The sequence below is a fragment of the Cupriavidus sp. D39 genome (assembly GCF_026627925.1).
Classification (GTDB): Bacteria; Pseudomonadota; Gammaproteobacteria; order Burkholderiales; family Burkholderiaceae; genus Cupriavidus; species Cupriavidus ulmosensis.
In genome coordinates this window covers 1,739,520-1,759,570 of the sequence record NZ_JAPNLE010000009.1, presented here as the reverse complement: position 1 = coordinate 1,759,570, position 20,051 = coordinate 1,739,520, and the positions used below count along the sequence as shown (strand labels likewise).

General features: G+C 60.3%; 17 protein-coding genes and 2 pseudogenes. 7 read left to right on the top strand and 12 right to left on the bottom strand.

The annotated features are described in order from the left end of the window. Nucleotides 1-144 precede the first annotated feature (144 nt). The 4 genes from OMK73_RS20095 to trxA form a co-directional block, all read right to left on the bottom strand. Nucleotides 145-408, bottom strand: a complete 264-nt coding sequence (locus OMK73_RS20095; RefSeq protein ID WP_006157720.1) for a type B 50S ribosomal protein L31 — start codon at nucleotides 406-408, stop codon at nucleotides 145-147. A 249-nt stretch (nucleotides 409-657) separates the two neighbouring features. After that, complete coding sequence (locus tag OMK73_RS20090) at nucleotides 658-1,512, bottom strand: M90 family metallopeptidase (protein ID WP_267603673.1); 855 nt, start codon at nucleotides 1,510-1,512, stop codon at nucleotides 658-660. A gap of 104 nt (nucleotides 1,513-1,616) precedes the next feature. Next, nucleotides 1,617-2,879, bottom strand: coding sequence for a transcription termination factor Rho (rho, locus tag OMK73_RS20085; RefSeq protein WP_043347534.1), 1,263 nt, complete (start codon nucleotides 2,877-2,879; stop codon nucleotides 1,617-1,619). A 188-nt stretch (nucleotides 2,880-3,067) separates the two neighbouring features. Then, nucleotides 3,068-3,394, bottom strand: coding sequence for a thioredoxin TrxA (trxA, locus tag OMK73_RS20080; RefSeq protein ID WP_010814265.1), 327 nt, complete (start codon nucleotides 3,392-3,394; stop codon nucleotides 3,068-3,070). 530 nt (nucleotides 3,395-3,924) lie between these two features. Here trxA and OMK73_RS20075 point away from each other — a divergent pair. The 6 genes and pseudogenes from OMK73_RS20075 (at nucleotide 3,925) to OMK73_RS20040 (ending at nucleotide 13,762) form a co-directional block, all read left to right on the top strand. Next, nucleotides 3,925-4,191, top strand: coding sequence for a hypothetical protein (locus OMK73_RS20075; protein ID WP_267603668.1), 267 nt, complete (start codon nucleotides 3,925-3,927; stop codon nucleotides 4,189-4,191). A 118-nt stretch (nucleotides 4,192-4,309) separates the two neighbouring features. Then, nucleotides 4,310-7,220 (top strand): annotated as a pseudogene (locus OMK73_RS20070) (PD-(D/E)XK nuclease family protein). Continuing rightward, nucleotides 7,217-10,840: pseudogene (locus OMK73_RS38385) on the top strand (UvrD-helicase domain-containing protein). Before OMK73_RS20070 ends, OMK73_RS38385 begins: the two co-directional pseudogenes overlap by 4 nt. Before the next feature lie 442 nt (nucleotides 10,841-11,282). Next, the gene (locus OMK73_RS20050; RefSeq protein ID WP_267603665.1) at nucleotides 11,283-11,627 is read left to right on the top strand and encodes a hypothetical protein; all 345 of its coding nucleotides are present in this window, start codon (nucleotides 11,283-11,285) and stop codon (nucleotides 11,625-11,627) included. Nucleotides 11,628-11,898: 271 nt separating this feature from the next. Beyond that, on the top strand, nucleotides 11,899-12,372 hold the full coding sequence (locus tag OMK73_RS20045; protein WP_267603662.1) for a hypothetical protein: 474 nt from the start codon (nucleotides 11,899-11,901) through the stop codon (nucleotides 12,370-12,372). 547 nt (nucleotides 12,373-12,919) lie between these two features. Beyond that, nucleotides 12,920-13,762 carry a hypothetical protein gene (locus OMK73_RS20040; RefSeq protein WP_267603661.1) on the top strand — a complete coding sequence of 281 codons (843 nt, stop codon included), beginning with the start codon at nucleotides 12,920-12,922 and terminating at the stop codon, nucleotides 13,760-13,762. A 154-nt stretch (nucleotides 13,763-13,916) separates the two neighbouring features. Here the strand turns inward: OMK73_RS20040 and OMK73_RS20035 are convergent, their stop codons facing one another. Together OMK73_RS20035 and OMK73_RS20030 are read right to left on the bottom strand one after the other, a co-directional pair. Continuing rightward, complete coding sequence (locus OMK73_RS20035; protein ID WP_267603660.1) at nucleotides 13,917-14,852, bottom strand: hypothetical protein; 936 nt, start codon at nucleotides 14,850-14,852, stop codon at nucleotides 13,917-13,919. Between the two features lie 388 nt (nucleotides 14,853-15,240). Continuing rightward, the gene (locus tag OMK73_RS20030; protein WP_267603659.1) at nucleotides 15,241-15,873 is read right to left on the bottom strand and encodes a recombinase family protein; all 633 of its coding nucleotides are present in this window, start codon (nucleotides 15,871-15,873) and stop codon (nucleotides 15,241-15,243) included. 193 nt (nucleotides 15,874-16,066) lie between these two features. Here OMK73_RS20030 and OMK73_RS20025 point away from each other — a divergent pair, with 193 nt between their 5' ends. Then, a complete protein-coding gene (locus OMK73_RS20025) occupies nucleotides 16,067-16,237 on the top strand; it encodes a hypothetical protein (protein ID WP_267603658.1) in 171 nt (56 codons plus the stop codon). A 54-nt stretch (nucleotides 16,238-16,291) separates the two neighbouring features. Here OMK73_RS20025 and OMK73_RS20020 read toward each other — a convergent pair whose 3' ends face one another. The 6 genes from OMK73_RS20020 to OMK73_RS19995 form a co-directional block, all read right to left on the bottom strand. Further along, a complete protein-coding gene (locus tag OMK73_RS20020) occupies nucleotides 16,292-16,867 on the bottom strand; it encodes a hypothetical protein (protein WP_267603657.1) in 576 nt (191 codons plus the stop codon). A gap of 221 nt (nucleotides 16,868-17,088) precedes the next feature. Beyond that, nucleotides 17,089-18,324 (bottom strand): primase-helicase family protein, encoded by a 1,236-nt coding sequence (locus tag OMK73_RS20015; protein ID WP_267603656.1) that lies wholly within the window; start codon nucleotides 18,322-18,324, stop codon nucleotides 17,089-17,091. Then, a complete protein-coding gene (locus OMK73_RS20010) occupies nucleotides 18,308-18,514 on the bottom strand; it encodes a hypothetical protein (protein ID WP_267603655.1) in 207 nt (68 codons plus the stop codon). The genes OMK73_RS20015 and OMK73_RS20010 overlap by 17 nt, the downstream gene beginning before the upstream one ends. Nucleotides 18,515-18,571: 57 nt before the next feature. Further along, the gene (locus OMK73_RS20005) at nucleotides 18,572-19,048 is read right to left on the bottom strand and encodes a hypothetical protein (protein ID WP_267603654.1); all 477 of its coding nucleotides are present in this window, start codon (nucleotides 19,046-19,048) and stop codon (nucleotides 18,572-18,574) included. Between the two features lie 10 nt (nucleotides 19,049-19,058). Continuing rightward, nucleotides 19,059-19,280, bottom strand: coding sequence for a hypothetical protein (locus tag OMK73_RS20000; protein WP_267603653.1), 222 nt, complete (start codon nucleotides 19,278-19,280; stop codon nucleotides 19,059-19,061). A gap of 417 nt (nucleotides 19,281-19,697) precedes the next feature. Beyond that, nucleotides 19,698-20,015: a hypothetical protein gene (locus OMK73_RS19995; protein ID WP_267603652.1), complete on the bottom strand. Its 318-nt coding sequence runs from the start codon at nucleotides 20,013-20,015 to the stop codon at nucleotides 19,698-19,700. Nucleotides 20,016-20,051 lie beyond the last annotated feature (36 nt).

Here is a 20,051-nt window from a genome sequence, read left to right as displayed (position 1 = left end):
GTTACCTGCGTCCGGCGGCGCCGGTTGGTGCCGATCCAGCGGAGGCTGCAAAAGCAAAGAGGCAGCCGATGCTGCCTCTTTGCTTGGGTGCGCGGCGCCGGAGCATCTTGTCCGAGGCCATGCAGCGAGCGGGCTCGCGGCGAATTACTTCGCGGTGAGCTTGTTCAGCTTGCTGCCGAACTTCTGGCGGAACTTCTCGACGCGGCCGGCCGTGTCCATGATCTTCTGGGTGCCGGTGTAGAACGGGTGCGATTCCGACGAAACTTCGATCTTGGCCAGGGGGTATTCCTTGCCGTCGCGGGTGATCGTGTCGCGCGTCTGGATGGTCGAGCGGGTCACGAAGCTGAAGTCGTTCGACACGTCGAGGAATACGACTTCGCGATAATTCGGGTGAATGCCTTCTTTCATGGTGTTTCCTTTCAGGTTGGGTAGCCAGTCCGTTGTTTGCCGTGCTGCTGCCGCTGCCAAGACTAAAAGCGCCAAGAGCGCCAAAAGCTGGATGCGCTGATTGCACCGATTGCGCTGGCAGCGTTGTGGCGAACGAACCACTTGCCGATAACGGACAATCCAGGATTATCGCAGAAAAACAAAATGCTGGGCAAGTTTTGAGTGCGCGATGCGCAGGGCGGGCGAAGGCGCCGAAATATCGATCTTCGATCACATCGAGGCCGGGTCCTGACGGTAGAACGCCGCGAGCGAGTCATAGAGGACCGGCCAGTGCCGGCGCAGGCCAGCCGGCTCGACAAAGAAGGTCTCCGAGGCCACCGCGAAGAACTCGCTCGGCGCCTCGCAGCCATACGGGTCGATCACCCGCAGCGCCGGCGGCAGCCGTTCCGGATGGTCCCAGGCATGGTCGGACTGCTGCTCGCATGCGTCGGCGAAGCGGTCGTATTCGGTGAGGAAGGTCTCGGCCCATTGTTCGCGGTCGATGCCCGGATGGAGCACGCGCGAGAAGGGCGGCACGCCGTCCGGTTCGCCGTCGAGCATGTCGAGCTTGTGGGCGAACTCGTGGATGACCACGTTGTAGGTGTCGTCGGGGTGGTGGGCGTGGCGCGCATTCAGTCCGGCGCCGGGCGTCTGCACATCGGGCCAGGAGAGGATGACCGGCCCATGTTCCCAGGCTTCGCCGCTGGCTTCCTCGACCACGCCGTGCACCAGGCCGATCTCGTCCTCGACGGTACGGCGGATGACAAATTCACCGGGATAGAGCACGATGCCGCGCCAGCCGCGGTACCACTCGATGCCCAGCTTGAGGATGGGCACGCAGGCCTGCAGCGCCACGCTGGCCACCATGTCGTCGGTGAGCGGCAGGTCATGCGCGGTCGAGTATTCCTTGTCGGCAATGAACAGCGTGGCGAGCTCGCGCAGGGCGGCGAGATCGGCGTCGCCATAGCGCTGCACAAACGGCAGCATCGCCACCGTGTGCGTCCACAGCGCATCGGGGATCGCGTAGTGCTCGAGTTTGCGCACGCGCGAGCGCGCACGCAGGAAGTGGCTCAGTCGGCCGAACATGGGACTCCTGAAGGCACAGGGCGGAAATGCAAAAGGGCGCGCCGAGGCACGCCCTTCCAGTGCAGTGCCAGCGCGCGAACCGCAGCGCGCGGCATAGCGAACGATCAGCCGCCTCTGCGCATCATATCGAAAAACTCGGCGTTGTTCTTGGTCGCCTTCATCTTGTCGAGGATGAACTCCATGGCCTGCACTTCGTCCATGTCCGAGATGAACTTCCGCAGCACCCAGACCTTTTGCAGGATTTCCGGCTTGATCAGCAGTTCTTCGCGGCGCGTGCCGGACTTGTTCAGGTTGATCGACGGATAGACGCGCTTTTCCGCCAGGCGGCGTTCCAGGTGCACTTCCATGTTGCCGGTGCCCTTGAACTCTTCGTAGATCACGTCGTCCATGCGGCTGCCGGTTTCGATCAGCGCGGTGGCGATGATGGTCAGCGAGCCGCCTTCTTCCAGGTTACGCGCAGCGCCGAAGAAGCGCTTGGGGCGTTGCAGGGCGTTGGCGTCCACACCACCGGTCAGCACCTTGCCCGAGGCCGGCACCACCGTGTTGTAGGCACGTGCCAGGCGGGTGATCGAGTCCAGCAGGATCACCACGTCGCGCTTGAGTTCGACCAGGCGCTTGGCCTTTTCGATCACCATTTCAGCGACCTGCACGTGGCGGATGGCGGGTTCGTCGAAGGTCGACGCCACCACTTCACCGCGCACCGAGCGCATCATTTCGGTCACTTCTTCCGGGCGCTCGTCGATCAGCAGCACGAACAGGTCCGCTTCCGGATGGTTGTTCGCAATCGCGTGGGCGATGTGCTGCAGCATCACGGTCTTGCCGGACTTGGGCGAGGACACCAGCAGGGCGCGCTGGCCACGGCCGATCGGCGCGATCATGTCGATGATCCGGCCGGTGATGTTTTCCTCGGCGCGGATTTCGCGCTCCAGCGTCAGCGGCCGGTTCGGGTGCAGCGGCGTCAGGTTTTCGAACATGATGCGGTTCTTCACCGCTTCAGGCGCTTGACCGTTGACCTTGTCCACCTTCACCAGCGCGAAATAGCGCTCGCCGTCCTTGGGGGTCCGTACTTCGCCCTCGATCGTGTCGCCGGTATGCAGGTTGAAGCGGCGGATCTGCGAAGGGCTGATGTAGATGTCGTCCGTGCTTGCCAGGTAGGAGGTCTCGGGCGAGCGCAGGAAGCCGAAGCCGTCCGGCAGGACTTCCAGGGTGCCGTCACCAAAGATGATTTCGCCCAGCTTGGCGCGCTTCTTCAGGATCGCAAACATCAGCTCCTGTTTGCGCATCCGTTGTGCGTTGTCGATCTCGAGGGTCGCGGCCATTTCGAGAAGCGCAGACACGTGAAGCGATTTGAGTTCTGTCAGGTGCATAGACGAGGGGTACAGAGGCGCCCGGACGGGCTGGACCTAAAGGAAGGGGGAGGAAATGAGCGAACGCTCGGGGAAGTTGTTGATGCCATCTTAGCACAATCCGGACGGTGCGCCAGGGAAGGCGCACGCACGTCGGATTGTGGCTACACCGGGGGGCACCTGAAGGCGCCGCGCCCCGGGCAAGCGTCTTACAGATTGCCGTCGAGGAACGCGGTCAGTTGCGACTTGGACAGCGCGCCGACCTTTTGCGCGGCAACCGCGCCATTCTTGAACAGGATCAGCGTGGGGATGCCGCGGATGCCGAACTTGGCCGGCACTTGCTGGTTCTCATCGACGTTGATCTTTGCGATCTGCAGCTTGTCGCCGTAGTCCTTGGCCACTTCGTCCAGGATCGGGGCGATCATTTTGCACGGACCGCACCATTCTGCCCAGAAATCGAGCAGGACGGGCTTGTCTGACTGGAGCACGTCAGCGTCAAAGGAGGCGTCGCTCACATACTTGATTTGTTCACTCATGGCGGAAAACCTCTGGTTTCGCTCAGTTTAATTTGAAGGCGGGATTTGCCGAACCGCTACATTACACGAGTTTGCGCATACCCGTAGGCAGGCGCCTCACCCGGTGCAGGCCGGCCCGAGCGACGGGACAGCCAAGATAGGCGGGATGCTGCTGATATGTTACCAGTTGATGGGAATTCAATACCTTGCCCGCCAACCTTACGGTGCGCTGCCGTACGCGGTGATAAGACCGGCCGGTGCGGCGGCGTGTAGTGCAATTCTGCCCGCGAAGCCAAGCCTGGTGGGATGATTGTATTAATCGGCGCAAGAGCTTTTATCAATCGGGAGGTGCGTCGAGGCTCGCCGCCAGGCGCCTGGCGTGTGACTTATCGCTAACGTTCCTTGTGTCTGGAGACCCGGTGCGCCGGCCTTGCGCAAGCGCAATCCCATGCGATGCAAAGGTCGCGCGGCGCCACCGGACGCGTAGAATAGAATCATGCGCCCGGCCTCGCGCCCGGCGCCTTCCCGCGCAACAGACAAGGCTACAGACCATGACGCCAGACACCCCTTCCAAGCCGGATCCGCAGCAGCCTCCCGAAGTGGAACACTTGAGCGACGCGCTGGATCACATCAATGCCGCGGTCGAACAGGAGAGCATTGCCGGCGGCGCGGCCAAGGGCCTCCTGTACAGCGTCATCGAGACCCTGGGTGCGCTGATAGGCGACCCCGACCTCCCCGAGCACGCGCGCTCCGGCTACCAGGGCTTGCTGGAGACCGCGCGCGAAATCCGCACGCGCCTTGAAGGCGGCAGCCACTGAACGCTCTCCGGGTATTCCCGCGCTTTTCGCGCATCCCGATGCGCGATGCCCGGCTGCGCGCGCTGACCGCCGCGCGCTTTCTTGCCATGGCATCCGATCCGGCCGTCACTCTCGCTTCATGACCTCGCTGCAATTTCGTCCCGGCCCCGACTTCCTTGCGCAGGCCGCCGCCGCGGCCTGGTATTTCCTCGACCATTGCGGGAGCAGCAAGCCGCCGCGCATGTGGTGGTGCCCACCGCTGCGCAGATCCTCGGCGTGCGCCAGGCGCTGGATGCCGCCGCGCGCGCGGCCGGCAAGCCGCGGCTGCTGCCACGCGTCGTCACCATTGGCCACTGGCTGCTCGACCTGCCGCCCGACCCGATCCCGGTGCGCAGCCATGCGGCGCGGCTGCTGGCCGTGCAGCAGGCCATCCGCGCGCAGGACTGGCTGCGGCGCGCATTTGGCGCTCAGACCGAGGCCGCGGCATGGGGGCTGGCGCAGACGCTGCTCACCATCAGCGACGAACTGAGCGCGCGCTGGCTCGACGACGACGCCATCCGCGACGAAGATGTCGATGGGGACGACCGCGCGGCCCTGCTGCAAGGCGCGCTGGAGCGGACCTACGCGCATCTGTCCTCCCGCTTCCTTGGCGAGGAGGCGCGCATCGTCATGGCCTTCTGGCAAGCCCTGTCCGGACCGGACGATCCGCTGCCGGCGCGCCGCCGCACGCTGCACCGGCTGGCCCAGCACCTGAACGGCCCGGTCATCTGGCTCGGGCCAACGCCGCCCCAGCCGATCGAGGAAGCGTTCCTGCGGCAGGCTGCCGAGCTCGTGCCGGTGATCCGCATCGGCTATGACTGGACTGCGCAGTCCGCGCAGGCGCAGAGCAGCGGTCTCGATGCCGACATGGGCGAGGGGGAAGGGGAGCACGACTGGTACGACACCTTGCTGGCGCTGTGGCCTGAGGCGCGGCTGCCTGGCGCGAACGAAGCCGCCGCGCGCCGCGCGCCGCGCGGCCTGCCGGCGCAGCGCCCGCGCGTGCGCGTGATCGGCAGCGCGCGCTTCGAGGACGAGGCCGGCGCTGCCGCCGAGCAACTCGTGCAGTGGCTCAACGAAGGCCGCCGCCACGTGGCGCTGGTGGCGCACGACCGCGTGGTGGCGCGGCGCGCGCGCGCCTTGCTGGCGCGGGCCGGCGCGCCGGTGCGCGACGAAACCGGCTGGAAGCTCTCGACCACGCGTGCTGCGGCTGCGCTGATGCGATGGTTCGACCTGCTCAACCAGGACGGCGATACCTCGGCGCTGCTCGACCTGCTCAAGAGCCCGTTCTGCCTGCCCGGTTTTCCGCTGCGGGGCGAGGCCATCGCCGCGCTCGAGCGGCAGATCCGGCGCGACGGAATCAGCGGTGGCTGGCGCCGCTTGCAGCAGCGCTTCCGGATTGACGCGGCTGACCAGGCTAGCGCCGATAGCAACGGCGACGACACGGAGCAAGACGCCCGCCGCGCGGCCCGGCAGGCCGCTTGCGAACTGGTGCAGCACCTTGCGGCCGAAGCCGGCGCCTGGCCGCGCGGCAATGCGCAGCACCCGGTCTCGACCTGGCTGGAGCGCCTCGATGCCACGCTCGATGTGCTCGGCATGCGCGAGGCGCTTTCGGCCGACGATGCCGGCATGCAGTTGCTCGACGCGCTGGCGCGCCTTGCCGAGCTGCCGCAGGACGAGACGGGCTCGGGCGCCACGCTCGATCTCGGTGAGTTCCGCTCCATGCTGTCAGCCTTGCTTGAGTCGGTTGCCTATAAGGAACCCTCGGCCAGCGGCGCCGCGCGCATCACCATCCTGCCGCTCAACGGCGCGCGCATGCGCCGCTTCGACGGTGTCGTGGTGGTGGGTTGTGACGACACGCAGCTCCCTCCAGCGCGGCCGAGCTGATGTTTTTCTCCAACCAGATGCGGCGCGAGCTCGCGCTGGAAGACCGCGAGGTGCGCTTCGCCCAGCAGGCGCGCGACCTCGCCGAGGTCTTGCTGAACAACGATGACGTGGTGCTCACCTGGCAGCGCCTTGGCGCGCGCGGCGAGCCCAAGCATGTGTCGGGCTGGATCGAGCGGCTCAGCGCGCTGTGCTCGCGCGCGGGCGCGCCGATCGAGGCAAGCGCGCTGCCGGTGCTGCACGAGACCTTCGCCGAGGTGGGCGGCATGCCCGCGCCCGCGGCATCGGAGCTGGTGCCCGCGCGCTGGAGCGCGCAGGCGTACAACATGCTGCGCCGCTGTCCCTACCAGTTCTTCGCCGGCCGCATGCTCGGGCTGGCGGGGCTGGAAGTCGTCAGCGATGACCTGGAAAAACGCGATATCGGCGAGCTGCTGCACCGCGTGCTGCTGCGTTACCACCGCGAAGCGTCGCAGGACGGCTTGCGCCGGGAGGACGCTCGCCTGGCGCGCCTGCGCGAGATTTCCGATCACGAGTTCGGCGCGCTGATGAAGGAAGACGGCAACGCCATCGGTTACTACCGCCGCTGGTGCGAGGTGCTGCCCTCCTACGTGGCATGGCAGGCCGAGCGCGAAGCGCAGGGCTGGTTCTGGGACGATGGCGAGCTCGATGCCACCGTCGACCTGCCCATGCCCGACGGCCAGCCGCTGCGCGTCAACGGCCGCATCGACCGGCTCGATCGCGCGCGCGACGGCAGCCGCGCGGTGCTCGATTACAAGACCCAGACCGTGCTGCGCCTCAAGCGCAAGGTGGGGGACGTGGAAGAGGATTGCCAGTTGCCGTTTTATGGATTGCTGCGCGCCGACGTCGCCGGTGGCAGTTGGGTGGCGCTCGAAGGCGCGAAGGACGGCCCGCCGGCACCCCAGCGCGAAGTGAGCCTGCCTGACTTCGACGCCGCGGTGGCGTGGCTCGAACAACAACTGCGCAGCGACGTGATGCGCCTGCGCCAGGACGCGCCGCTGCCGGCCTTCGGGGACGCCGGCGCATGCACCTACTGCACCGCCCGCGGCCTGTGCCGCAAGGGCTTCTGGGAAAGCACGGCGTTGCCACCGGGGATCGGGGGCCGCGCATGAGCGTCCACCCTTATCTGCGCGATGGCCAGCCGGTTGCCGAGGCCGAGTTCACGCGCGCGGCCTGCGACCCCGCCAGCTCCGTGGTGGTCGAGGCCTGCGCGGGCAGCGGCAAGACCTGGTTGCTGGTGGCGCGCCTGCTGCGCCTGTTGCTGGCTGGCGCGGCGCCGCACGAGATCCTCGCCATCACTTTCACCCGCAAGGCCGCGGAGGAAATGCGCGAGCGCTTGCTGGAAGTGCTCGCGCAGCTCGCGCGCGACGATGACGACGCGGTGATCGCCGCGCTCACTCAGCGCGGGCTCTCGCCCGATGCCGCGCGCGCCGCGCTGCCGCGCGCGCGCGGCCTGCACGCGCAGGTGCTGGCCGCGCCCGGGCGCATGGCCATCGACACCTTCCACGGCTGGTTCGGCACGCTGCTGCGCGGCGCGCCGCTGGCGTCGGGCATCGTGCCGGGCGCCACGCTGCGCGAAGACGCGCTGCGCATGAAGCGCGAGGCATGGGCGCCGTTCTGGCAGGCCCTGGCCACGCCGCCATATGCCAACCTGCGCGTGGCCTTCGAGCGGCTGGTGGACGCCATCGGCGAGTTCCAGGCGCGGGCCTTGCTGGACGCCATGTTCCATGCGCGCAGCGAATGGTTTGCCTTGCGCGAAAGCGCCGATCCCGCCGAGGCGCTCGCCGCGGACCTGGGCGAGGATGCCCAGATCGACGTGTTGCTGGAAGTGCTGGCCGATGACAGCTGGCTCGACGCCTGCCAGGGCATGGCGTCGCAACTGGGCCGGGGCGGCAAGACCGAGCAGGCCCACGCCACGCGCCTGGCCGATGCGATCCTGGCGATCCGCGCCTGGCGCGAGGCGGGCGCCGAAGGGGCGAGCCCGCCGAGCGCACTTTCGCGATCTTGCGCGACGCGTTTTTCACCGCCGCCGGCAAGCCGCGCTCCTTGCGCGCCACCACGGCGCTGACCAAGGCGCTCGGCGGCGAGGCCATGGTCGATGCGTTCCTCGCGGAGCACGGCGAGATGTGCGCCGCGTTGGAGCAAGTCGCGCAGCGCCGCTGCGAGGCCGCGGTGCTGGCCGTCAACCTGGCGCTGTACGAACTGGGCGACGCGCTGCTGACGCGCTACCAGCATCACAAGTCCGAGCAGCGTGCGATGGACTTTGCCGACCTCGAATGGCTGGCCGCGCGGCTGATGCGCGACGAAGAGACCGCGACCTACCTGCAGGTCCGGCTCGATGCGCGCTACCGCCACCTGTTGCTCGACGAGTTCCAGGACACCAACCCGCTGCAATGGCGCATCCTGCAGGGCTGGCTGGCTGGTTACGCGGGCCTGGGCGAGCGGCCCACGGTGTTCCTCGTGGGTGACCCGAAGCAATCGATTTATCGCTTCCGCCGCGCCGATGCGCGCCTGTTCCAGACCGCCAGCGAGATGCTGCTGGCGGGCTTCGGCGCCACCGTGCTGCGGACCAATCGTACCCGCCGCAACCGCCCGGAAGTGCTCGACTGGGTCAACGCGGTGTTCGACACCGCGCGCGCGGACGGGCGCTATCCGCTGTTCGAGACGCAGACGACCGCGCTGGACGAGCCGGGCGGCCCGGTGTGGCTGCTGCCGCTGGTCGAGCCCGAGGCGGAGCCGGCCGGAACGCAGGCCCCGCAAGGGAGGCTGAGCAAGCCGAGGCCGCGCAGGACGCCGCCACGCACCGCGATACGCCGACGCAGCCGCGCCAACACGAGGGCGATTCGCTAAGGCTTGAAGAAGGCCGGCGCGTGGCCGCCTGGTTAAAGCACATCCGCGCCACGGTGCCCGTTGCCGACAGCGGGGCCCGCGGCCCGCGCGCTGGAGCGATGTGCACTTGCTGGTGCGCCGCAAGACCCATCTGGCGGAATACGAACGCGCCTTCCGCGAGGCCGGCATTCCCTGCCTGAGCCCGCGCCGCGGCGGTTTGCTGGCCACGCTGGAAGCGCTCGACCTGTCGGCGCTGCTGGCGTTCCTGATGACGCCGGAGTCTGACCTGGACCTGGCCCATGTGCTCAAGAGCCCGCTGGTGGGCGCGACCGACGAGGACCTGATCGCCATCGCGCAGATGACCCAGGCGCGCGAGCCGCGGCCCGGCTGGTGGGCCTGCCTGCGGGAGCAGGGGCTGCCCGAGTTCGGCAGTCCGGCACTGCGCGATGGCGTGGCGCGTCTGCGCCACTGGCTGGAAGTGGCGCCGCATCGCCCGGTGCATGACCTGATCGACCACATCTACCATGGCGGCGAAGTGCGCCGGCGCTATGCCGAGGCCGCGCCCGCCGAAATCCGCGACCAGGTGCTGGCCAACCTCGATGCCTTCCTGAAGCTCTCGCTCGATCTCGACGGCGGGCGCTATCCGAGCCTGCCGAAGTTCATCGACGAGTTGCAGGAAATCCGGCGTGGCGAAGAAGGCGAAAGCCCGGACGAAGGCGGCATGGCCGACAGTGCGCAAGACGCGGAAGGCGAAGCCGATGCGGACACCGATGCCGCCGACAATGCGCAGGACGCGGTCCACATCCTCACCGTGCACGCGGCCAAGGGGCTGGAGGCTCCGTTCGTCGTGCTGCTGGACGCGAATCACAGCGATGCCGCCGCGGACCGGGGCGGCATCCTGATCGACTGGCCGCCTTCGTCCGGGGTGCCGGTGCACTTCTCCGCCTACGGCAAGCGCAGCACGCGCGGGCTGGCTCGCGCGCCGCTGTTCGAGGCCGAGGCCGCCTTGGCCGAGCGCGAGAACTGGAACCTGCTCTATGTGGCGATGACGCGCGCGCGCCAGGGCTTGCTGGTGAGCGGCGTCAAGGGGCGCGCATCGCGCAGCGCCGACAGTGCCGAGGGCAACCGCGAGATCGCCGGCAGCTGGTATGCGCGGCTGCTGGCGGCCGGGGTCGGCGTGGAAGTCGAGCCGTTCCCCGCGGCCACCGCGCAGGATGTGGCGGATGCCGCCGCCAGCAATGACGCGCGCGTGCGCTTTACCGATTTTCGCCAGCGTTACCGCGAAGCGGCCGAGAGCCTGGCGCCGGTGCTGGCGTGGGAAGACGAGGAAGCGGAGCAGGGCGCTGCCCCGGGCGAGGATGGCGACCATACGATCGTGTTCGATGCCGACGCGGCGCGCCGTGGCGAGTTGTTGCACGCGCTGCTGGAACGTGTGACGCGCTATCCAGAGGCGTTCGAGGGGTTGCCCACGCCCGAGGTGGTGATGCGCTGGTTCCCGCTGGCGGGCGCCGGCACGGCGCAGGCGCGCACGCTGTGGCGGGACCAGGCGCATGCCGCGGTCGAAGGCGCCCGGTTGATGCTGGACGCGCCGGCATTGCGGCCGTTGCTGTTCCCGCAAGCCGCGCTCAGCGCGCGCAATGAGGTCGAGCTTTACGATGCGCGCGGCCGCCTGCTGCGGATCGACCGCCTGGTGGAGTTTGCCGATCGGGTGGTGATCATCGATTACAAGCTGCGCCTGCTGCCGCAGGAGCACGCGGCCTACGCGCAGCAGCTCGCGGGCTACGTGGCGGCCGTCAGGCCCATGTTCCCGGGGCGGCGGGTCGAGGCCGGCGTGGCCACGGCCGACGGGGAGTGGATTGCGGCCGATGCGCTGCACACGTCGCGCCAGGGCACGCTGTTCTAGGCGGGGGCTGGATCAAGGGGAACGGGAGGGCGTTGCGTGGATACCGATTCAGCGATGCCTTGCCGAACGTTGTGGCGGGCGGATGGTCGGTGCCATCAATATGCCGTCAATATGCCATCAACGGCTTGATGCGCTGACTTGAAGAAAGCGCGATGATGCGAAGGGGGTACTGCTGGATAGCTGTGGAAACCAGCTAGGGAAGATGTTAGGGGGACGAGCCCGACCATCCCCACCTCTGGCGCTAAACCGTTACAAAACAACGACTTAGCAACGGCAATCACAGCCACGTGACTCACTCAGGTGACACACCCGGAGCCATTGTAGCAGCCCATCCTGCTGGCCTGAACGAAACACAATGCGACGATCCCCACAGCAGTGCTATGGCTAATCTCCATGCTGTGAGGTACGGTGCACTTCGATTACAAGAGAGGGAATAGCCCCGATGAACGTACTCTCATGGCCTTCGATTGCCTTCTATTGCGTCTTCGCAGTCTGTATCTACTACCAGCAGTTGCACCTCAGGAATTTTCGCGGACGTAGCCAAGTCTTTGGTTTCGTGTTGGGCCTATCGGCCCTTGCCGGAACCCTCACAGGGCTGGCCTATCTCGGCTATTACGGCTGGACTGTCGCGTGGTGGGCACCGCTCGTAATCTTCGTTATCGGATTGCTTGCCAGCTTCACGGGTGTTCTGGTTGAACGGATCGTTGGCACGCTGCCGCTCAGCCTTGCAGCATTCCTTGGCTGGCCGGTTTCAACCTATTTCATGTTTCACTACATGCCTAGATAGCAGGGAGACCGATGCGGGATGATGCTACCGGCAAGAGCAAAATTTCCACAGAACCCGCACTAGGAGGTAGCCCGTGTTGCCGTGTATGGCTACGGTAAATAATCTGGCGGGGTTCCACAGTGCCTCTAATCGCTTGGTTGCGGCAGCAAATTCTCTTGTGCCGGGTGGTGGGGTTAAAATTCGCGGATAGCTGGTGCTATTGGTCTTGATTTAGGCGTCTCGCCGAAAAAATAATATTGCAACCCCTCGTCAGAGGGGTGATGGGGGAAGCATGAAACGGATGGCTTTTTTGGCTGCGCCTTTGTTGCTCACTGCCTGTGTGACGTTTGGGCAAATGGATGATGGTCTGCGCAAGCTGAGTGGACGAAGTATCGACGATGCGATATCTGTTCTCGGCTATCCGGATGGGGAAAGGGATATTGCCGGTCGCCACCTTTATGTATGGGGAAATAGTAGTACATCTACGGTTCTTATGCCGCAGTCTCAAACAACATATGGGAATGTCACTTCTAATCGCGGTTACGCAAACTATAGCTCCACTAGCTATTCAAGTGTCCCGGTAGCTATCAATCAGCGATGTGAAATCATCCTTGAAGTCGATTATGCAAAACGCATAACAAAGTGGCAATATCAAGGAAATCTCGGTGGATGTAGGCCCTATATTCAGCGTCTTAATGAATTACCGGAAGCGCCTGTATCCACGTTCCAAAGTGGAAAGCCTAAAGGGATTTTCGCGCAGCCTTAGAATCTGATGGCTGCAGAATCTGCTGACTGATATGGCTCGGATTGGACGAGTGCTACGAAGCCAGAGGCAATAACTGGATATTGCAAGAATTGTTCGAACTTTATGCAATCGAGGCAAGGGGTGTTTGATGCGATATCTGAGAGTCATGGCGCTTCTACTGGTTTTCGTTACTAATGTTCATGCTCTAGAGTCCTTGGATAGGGCACCAGATCCCGCGGCCATCATTGGCACAGGACAGTTCTCATGTGGTCAGTTCATTGAGTATCGTACGCAGAACGACGCTAACCAGCTAAATATGATCGTTCAATGGGTATGGGGATTTCTCAGTGCATACAATGTTCGAGGTAACTTCGGTATAAAGTGGCAGCGTGTATCACACATCGATATGCCCGATTCCCCCTCGGTGCTGCTGCAACTTGAAACATATTGTCGGAAGCATCCGTTAGGCAATTTGATGGAGGCAACCTTCGACGGTATAAGGGGGCTAAATGGCTCCGTTGTATGGAAGGGTCGATAGATAGGGTTCAGGTGAATATAAGAGGCGGGAATGTCTATTTCAGTCGAACAAATGGCTCTGCTGCACGAACATCTTACCGCAGCCGGTGACAGTGCCAATCACCCTATTCAAGCGGAAATTGATGCAGCACGACGAAGGGCTGCGAGGGACGGAATGGGCGGCGGTTTCGTTCGCGCGATTGTTGCCATTTATGAGCAAGCAAATCAGCGCGTGGCGACAGGCATCGTTCAAGAGATCAGAACTCTCTGCACGACTTTGCACATGCCCTTAGGTAGCGGTGACATTGAATCGTTGCAGTCCTTGGCGCTTTCGGCACTTTTGAATGATGCAAGGGGAGATTCAATTTTGAGGGCGAACATTCCTGCATCCTTTTCCGAGAATGTGATTCAGGCAGGCAATGATCTGATTGCGGAGTCCAACATTCGGCTGCGTCCATCCGTCGCTAGGGATGTGCGCTTATTCGTGCTTCAACACATTGCGGCGAGGGAAAGCATGGGAAAGTCAGCAGGAGGGAACACTTTTAACATTCAAGGCAACGTTGGTGTATTACAGGCAGGCGACCGTACCACGGCACACGTGCACCAGGGCTTGAGTGGTGACGAAATTTCGAAGATTGTGCATCAGTTCGCCATCGTGATAGCAGAACTACACAAAATCTCGCCCGATCACTTACCAAATCGGGATGCGCTCGTACAAGAGGTTCAAGCGTGCGAATCGGGTGTGCGCGAAGGCAAACCAGATGCCGGAAGGATTAAGACGCTAGTCACGGACATATTTAAGGGTGGTATCGGCGTCGTCCAAAATGCACCAGCCTTGATCGCAGGTGTGCAAGCAATTGCAGCGGCGTTTGGATTTCAGTTGCCGGGTGCCTGAATCCAATGGCGGTTGGAGTCTGACACGCATGGGCACGGCGTCCGCTGCTGCCTGAGACTGTCGCTCACCCAGGCGCGATCCTTGGATCGGCTAAGGTTTGGTGTGACTGTTAGCGGATTGGCCCGGACGGAATATCCAGTTAGCAGCACGAGAGCTAAGAAATAAAATGTATTACCACTAGTATTGCGCTGACGACAAATAATGCAGGGCCGTAAAATATACCATACGCCCGAATGTTATATAGATTTGCATTCATTACGTACTCGATCGCCGCGTCTCGCGCAACCTGAAGATATCTGCCTGTGATTGCGTCGCCAGGTTGGAGTTGGCTAGATACGTGATCCGCGAGTTGATCGGGAGTCACGAACAATTTGGCTGACTGGTAGTAGTCTTCATAGAGTTTCCGCAGCTCATCGAGAAAGACTTCCTTATTGACGCTTTCCGTCTCCGGCAGGGACTTAATAAGGCCCAAAACACGGGAGCACTTGGAGTCCGCCTTAACCAATAGCGCCGCGTCCCAAGTAACCAGTACGGAGAATGCAATAAGAACGAGCCACCATATGTTCAAAGTCTTTACACGTTGTTCAGCCGGAGGATTAGCAATTTGATCTACGAATTCAACCTTCGCCACCTCCTTGATTTTATTGGAAAGCCTTATAGTTAGGGGTTCGGTAGAAAAAACAGAACAGTCGATTGCTTCGGTTGGGTTAAACAAGTTCCACCGCAACGTGAAGCTTGCATCGGTGAAAGACTGAAGATTGTTGCTGCAATCAGCACGCAATAGCTTTGTGGGCGTGGTCGACGCTATTGTTATCGGCTCAAAAATGTAGTCTTTAGTGAATGCTCGTTTGCCTGTGTTTTTGAGCTGTATTTTAGTAAGGTAAAGCGATGTCGTTTCTTTGTCATTAAAATATACTCGTATATCAGACACCCCACTTTTGTTTTCGATTATTTTGTCCGCGCTCTTCAAAAATAGAGTAAGGCCGTAGTCGCTGCTGGAGCTTATCTGTTGATACAGGCCAGCTACTCCACCAATTGTCGATATAATGACAACGAAATACCATACCCTCATCAGTATGTTCTTAATCATTTTTTATTAACTCCCCCGCCTATTCAACAAGGCATGCTTCATTAGTGCTACACGCCAACCCCTGAACTATACCGTCACCCAGGCCGCCTCGGCTCTCCCACCCCGCACTTCGGCGAAGGATCATTTTTTTGGGGGGCATTCTTGGCAAAGGGTTTGCCTGCCAGAAAAAATATCCACTTGGTCGGAGGCTTGGCTTAACGTGGGCGGCCATGCCGCTTTCGCCAACGGCTAACGGATGAAATATCCAATGGTAGGGCCATCACTGGCGGGTAGTGCCTTGGGCAGTCCAAGCTGCGTTAGGCGCTCTACGGGCCGCTAATCAAGCCAGAAACGGATAAAGCCAGCACCGGATGGATGCTGGCCTGTGGGCATATGGTCAGGGAGCGTGTCAGGCGCTGGCCGTAGCAGCTTCCTGCTTCACCTGCTGGCTGAGACGTGCCAAGGTAGAGCGAGAGCACCCAGTAGCTGCAACGATGTGGTTCCAGCTATCGCCACGTTTCAGCATCTGCATGATTGCCTCATTGCGCTCAGTGTCAGGCTTACGGCCTTTGTATCCACCCTCAGCCTTCAGCTTGGCTATGCCTTGAGCCTGACGGCGGCGACGGTCAACGTAGTCCTTACGCGCGATGGCCGCCAGCATGTCAAGCATCATCCCGTTCAGTGCCTGAAGCATACTTGCCGTGAATTCGTCGCCGGGTGTAGCGAGTGCATGGGATGTAGGCAGGTCTAGGGCCACTACACGTACATGCTTTTCTTTGAGCTTGGCTTTCAGGTCGTCCCAGTCGTCAGCGTTCAGACGCGAGAGGCGGTCTACTTGCTCGATCAGGAGGACATCGCCATCATGGCAGTCCTCCAGGAGTCGGAACAGTTCAGGACGTTGCAGCGATGCGCCGGATTCGTTTTCGATGTACATCGAGGCAATCTGCAAACCTTGTTCGCTGGCGAATGCCTCAAGGTCGTGCCTTGCACGTTGCGCGTCTTGCTCTTTCGTACTGGCTCTCAGATACCCACGGACAAACATTCTTGCTCTCGGTTCGCTTTGGATAGTTCGCAATATAGCAGTTCGATTAGGGTTGTGCAATGGCACTTATCGAACCAGTTTCCAAAGCTGGAATCGCGGTTCGGCTGGGCTATACTCAAATGGAACTGGCTATCCGGCAGGGAAGGGACTTGGTAAAACTGGCACCGATGGCGCTAACAACCTGGCTATAGACGTGCAAAAAAGCCTTATAAATCAATCACATAACACACTTTTCAAGGGTTATACAACGAAGAATCAAGCCCTTGCAGCCGCCTTTGACGACACGATACTGTATGGATATCCAGTATTTGGGCCAGTTTCGGTGCAATTCGTGGTGTTGGCGCGTGCCGCGCATGCGTTATGAAGAATTGAACGCGTAAGTTTGCTTAGCAATCTAAGCTAATTTTGTCATTCGTCGTTACAGCACGAAGCTAACGCCTTGCTCCCGGTATGGCATGTCAAACTGCAATGCCAATCCCTTACGGGCGAAGTGGATGTATCCGAGGTAGCTGCGAAGGCTGTCGATGTTGATCGCTACCAAGCCAGCTTTCTTGTACGTCAACATCTCGTCAAACGGGATAGGCTCGTCAAAGACAACGACAAGGTTCTGAGGCGTGAGAACAAACTGGACACCAGCTTGCTTGTAACGGCTGTGGCTCCACTGGAGGTTCAGCAGGTCTTTCAGGATCAGTCTTCCGCCTCGGTAATTGCGCTGACGATCCAGCGCTCTGTTGGCCGTGCTCTGGCTGGTCTTGTTGTTCAAAGCATGACACTTGGTTTCAACGTACAAGTCCAGGCGTGGATGGTGCCAGTCTGGCTTCGCCCGGTATGGTGCATCCTGCTTGTCGGTGAAGACGAGCGGCAAGCCGCTGGCGTCGTTGTAGTAATCGTCACAGCGGACGAAGCCAAGGCTTAGCATCGTTGGCGCAATGCGCTGTTCGAATTTTGAATCGTATGACGGCTGTGCGCCGTGGCTTGCATTCTGTTCAGTCATGGGGATGGCGCTAACGCGCTGTATGGGATGTGCGAAGGGAATATGCTCAGGCAGCAATGGGCATGCTTCGCATTTAATAGTACGGTGAAAGTTATGCGTGGTATGCTTGTTATTGGCGAGAAAACCGCCGCCAGCCCTTATCCAGCAACGGTTTGCAGTAACACGGATAACTCGAATCTATGCGTGTTCTATGCGTGTTATTGCCGGGTCTATGCGTGTTATCAGAAGGCTGGCACAGCGTCTAGGATGGCTTGAGCGGCTTTCCGGTCTAGTTCGCACCTGACCCAATACCGTCTGCGGTTTCCTTCAAGTAGAAGTTCTTGCGACCGGTAGCCACTCTCTACCAGGGCGTGATTGATGGCGGCGTTTTGCGGCTTGGTGTAACCAGAGTCAACGATATGTTTTTGCAGGTCGGTAACATGCAACACTGGATTCTCTGCGAAGTAGTCTGCATAGACGTCATCCAAAGCATTCTTGCTCATGCCAATCATCGTCAGTAGCTGCTGACTTTGTGCAATATGCTTCGGGTTGAATCCTGACAAGTCATATTGCATAAACCAGTTGTAGATAATGCTCAGGCTGTCAGGCTCGTCCAGCCATGCGCCAAGTCGAGAGATAAATTCCTGCGTCTCTTCCTTCGATTCACGGTGTACCAGCTTGGCAGGTGAAAACCATCTCCTATCGTCTTCGTCAAGGCGTAATGGACGGTCAAGGTTGGAAGCGAGAATGAATCTGGTGTATGTGCGTACCATTCTTGCCATCTCGCCTTTGTGCTCCACAGGTGCCGATTCTTCAGACAATATTGATTTCAGGCGTGTCATGGTTTCATCGCTACCCTTCCGTGGATCGTCCAGAAGGCACAATAGATTATCTTCCAGCACGGTAGAGAATTGCGATGTAATCTTGGTAAAGCTTGGAGCTATCGACGTGTGCAGCAGCAGCGGAGCTAGGATTTCATTGAAGAGAAAACCTTTACCAGTTCCGCTCTGGCTGACGAGAAGTAAATGCCATGACGGACGTTCCTGTGGCTTTTGAAAACAGTGGGCAAGCCATTGTGTACATGTGCGCCGGTCGTATCCGTCAGGGAACAAACGTTCCAAGAATTCGGTAAATAGTGGGGAGATTTTGGTGTCTGTGGTGACTGGCTCGAATTGGCGATAAGTGTTGCACCATAGCGTGCCGTATTCACTTACGAAATTGTCACCGGCAGGTTGGAACTTGTGTCCAAACACGAGGGGTAGAGAGCGCCGGAGATATCCGGCGATTCCATCGGGAGGGGTGTTGGTGGTGTCCCATCGTCTAAACATATCTGGTAACGCTGCCTCGGGTGGTGTAACCCTAGTGAAGCGATTGTATAGACGGACGGTGGTGTACTTCTCGGAAGCGAGGAAGCACCAGCCCAAGGAGTCGAGGTAACGGGAAAACAACAAGAATTGCGGGTTAGCTGATTGTGACATCGTTTGTAATTTCCTTGCCAGCGTTGGAGATGAGCGTTTCAAGAATTGTGGATTGATTCAGTTGTGTGGTCTGTACCAATTTGTGCAACGCAGCCCAGGTCTCAGGCTGCATATAAACGTAACGTCTTTCCAGCATTACACCGTCTTTACCTTGCAAGGTTTGACGACCGGACTTATTCGTGGTTGGCATGATGATTTAATCTCCTGAGGTGAGGCTGGTGGTACAGCCTCGTGCCGTGATATTGGATTACTTGGCCTTAGCCTTCGTGGCTGGTACTGGCTTGTGCAGCTTCACAGCGTAGTAGCCTGGGAACCAGCCTTGGATTGAGTCTTCCGCCATGACATAGCCAAAACTAAACCAATGTTGCAATCGGAGCATGTAGATGTATTCCGAGGTCTCGCACACATCTGCGACGTCAGGTTGCGATGACAAATAAGAATCCATAGCCAGCGCTTCGGCCCTGGCGATTGCGGCCCGTTCGGCCTGCCGTGACTTTTCCTCTTTCTCGCGCTTCACAGCTTCGGCGTGGTATTCAGCATCCGTCAGATTCCGGTTTGCATACGCTGTTGCAGATTGTTCTTTCAGTCGTTCACGCTCATGCTCGGCGTGGATCGCTTCTCGGTAATCGGCCCATGCATCCTTCCAGGCGTCATACTCTTGAGGCGTGATCAGCTTGGTATTGTCCAAGTTCGCAGGCGGTTGAAGTTTGGTATTGTTCGTCATTTCGTTTTCCTTAGTATTTGTAGATTACAGTCTTCGCGGTTTGCACGGCCTTAGCTTCTGCAAGTTCAGATTGCAGAGTTTTAACCTGATCTTTCAGTGCGGTTAACTCGACGCGCAGTGAAGTGATAGTGTCCAGAAACTTGGTCGCCATGGTGTCGTTTCCGGCTTTCACGCTCGGTGGCGCTGGATTGGCTGGTGCTTGTGTTTTGGATTTGCGAACTTGCGGTTTCATGGTATTGATCCTTAGTATTGGTGTTGCAATGAAAAAGGGAAGCAATCGCTTCCTTTGGTGTATTAACATTGTGGCTTGTCATTGTGAGAACTTGCAGAACCGGAAAATTCTGCCGTCGCTCAGAGGTACTACAATGTAGCCATTGAAGAGTGCGGCAAGGGTTAGCGTGCTGAGATTGACTGTGCAGTGGAAAATGTCTCCATAGTCCACGAGCAATTGCCTACTGTGGCGCGTACAGTCAATTGGATTCTTTGCGATGTGGTCGACTAGTTCGTCTGTAGTCAGTGGCAGTGATTTGGTCATATGATTCCTTTATCGTTTGACGTGCGTTGTCCAGCCGTGGCGAGTATTCGCACGGAAGTGGATATTGCAGTTTGGTAATGTGGGAGAGGCGAACCGCGAATGCGGCGCAGGGATTCAGAGTACGCGGCTGGGGGTGATGAGCACGTTAGCCTGATCCCTCGTGATCGTTCCGCAGAAGAACAGATGCATCAAAGCGGCGTGCAGCTTGCTAGGCTCGGTGCCAGCGTGGCGCAGCTTGAATAGCGATTTGCGTACGGCCACCACGGTCCATGCTCGTCCTCGCGGTGACGGCAGGGCGCTCTCGTTCAAGAGGTCGGCAATCTGCTGCTGTGACAAGTCGCGGTTGATACCGTCAATCAGAGCTAGAAGAACGCGCTGGTAATAGACGAGACTGTGGGTGGTTCGTGGATGGTAAGTCGGCTTCAGGTGCATGAGAGGTTCCTTCGTAAATTGCTCGCTGTGTCATGG

Coding starts and splice junctions, on each gene's coding strand:
- OMK73_RS20095 (WP_006157720.1), bottom strand. CDS start 408: ATGAAAGAAGGCATTCACCCGAATTATCGCGAAGTCGTATTCCTCGAC.
- OMK73_RS20090 (WP_267603673.1), bottom strand. CDS start 1,512: ATGTTCGGCCGACTGAGCCACTTCCTGCGTGCGCGCTCGCGCGTGCGC.
- rho (WP_043347534.1), bottom strand. CDS start 2,879: ATGCACCTGACAGAACTCAAATCGCTTCACGTGTCTGCGCTTCTCGAA.
- trxA (WP_010814265.1), bottom strand. CDS start 3,394: ATGAGTGAACAAATCAAGTATGTGAGCGACGCCTCCTTTGACGCTGAC.
- OMK73_RS20075 (WP_267603668.1), top strand. CDS start 3,925: ATGACGCCAGACACCCCTTCCAAGCCGGATCCGCAGCAGCCTCCCGAA.
- OMK73_RS20050 (WP_267603665.1), top strand. CDS start 11,283: ATGAACGTACTCTCATGGCCTTCGATTGCCTTCTATTGCGTCTTCGCA.
- OMK73_RS20045 (WP_267603662.1), top strand. CDS start 11,899: ATGAAACGGATGGCTTTTTTGGCTGCGCCTTTGTTGCTCACTGCCTGT.
- OMK73_RS20040 (WP_267603661.1), top strand. CDS start 12,920: ATGTCTATTTCAGTCGAACAAATGGCTCTGCTGCACGAACATCTTACC.
- OMK73_RS20035 (WP_267603660.1), bottom strand. CDS start 14,852: ATGATTAAGAACATACTGATGAGGGTATGGTATTTCGTTGTCATTATA.
- OMK73_RS20030 (WP_267603659.1), bottom strand. CDS start 15,873: ATGTTTGTCCGTGGGTATCTGAGAGCCAGTACGAAAGAGCAAGACGCG.
- OMK73_RS20020 (WP_267603657.1), bottom strand. CDS start 16,867: ATGACTGAACAGAATGCAAGCCACGGCGCACAGCCGTCATACGATTCA.
- OMK73_RS20015 (WP_267603656.1), bottom strand. CDS start 18,324: ATGTCACAATCAGCTAACCCGCAATTCTTGTTGTTTTCCCGTTACCTC.
- OMK73_RS20010 (WP_267603655.1), bottom strand. CDS start 18,514: ATGCCAACCACGAATAAGTCCGGTCGTCAAACCTTGCAAGGTAAAGAC.
- OMK73_RS20005 (WP_267603654.1), bottom strand. CDS start 19,048: ATGACGAACAATACCAAACTTCAACCGCCTGCGAACTTGGACAATACC.
- OMK73_RS20000 (WP_267603653.1), bottom strand. CDS start 19,280: ATGAAACCGCAAGTTCGCAAATCCAAAACACAAGCACCAGCCAATCCA.
- OMK73_RS19995 (WP_267603652.1), bottom strand. CDS start 20,015: ATGCACCTGAAGCCGACTTACCATCCACGAACCACCCACAGTCTCGTC.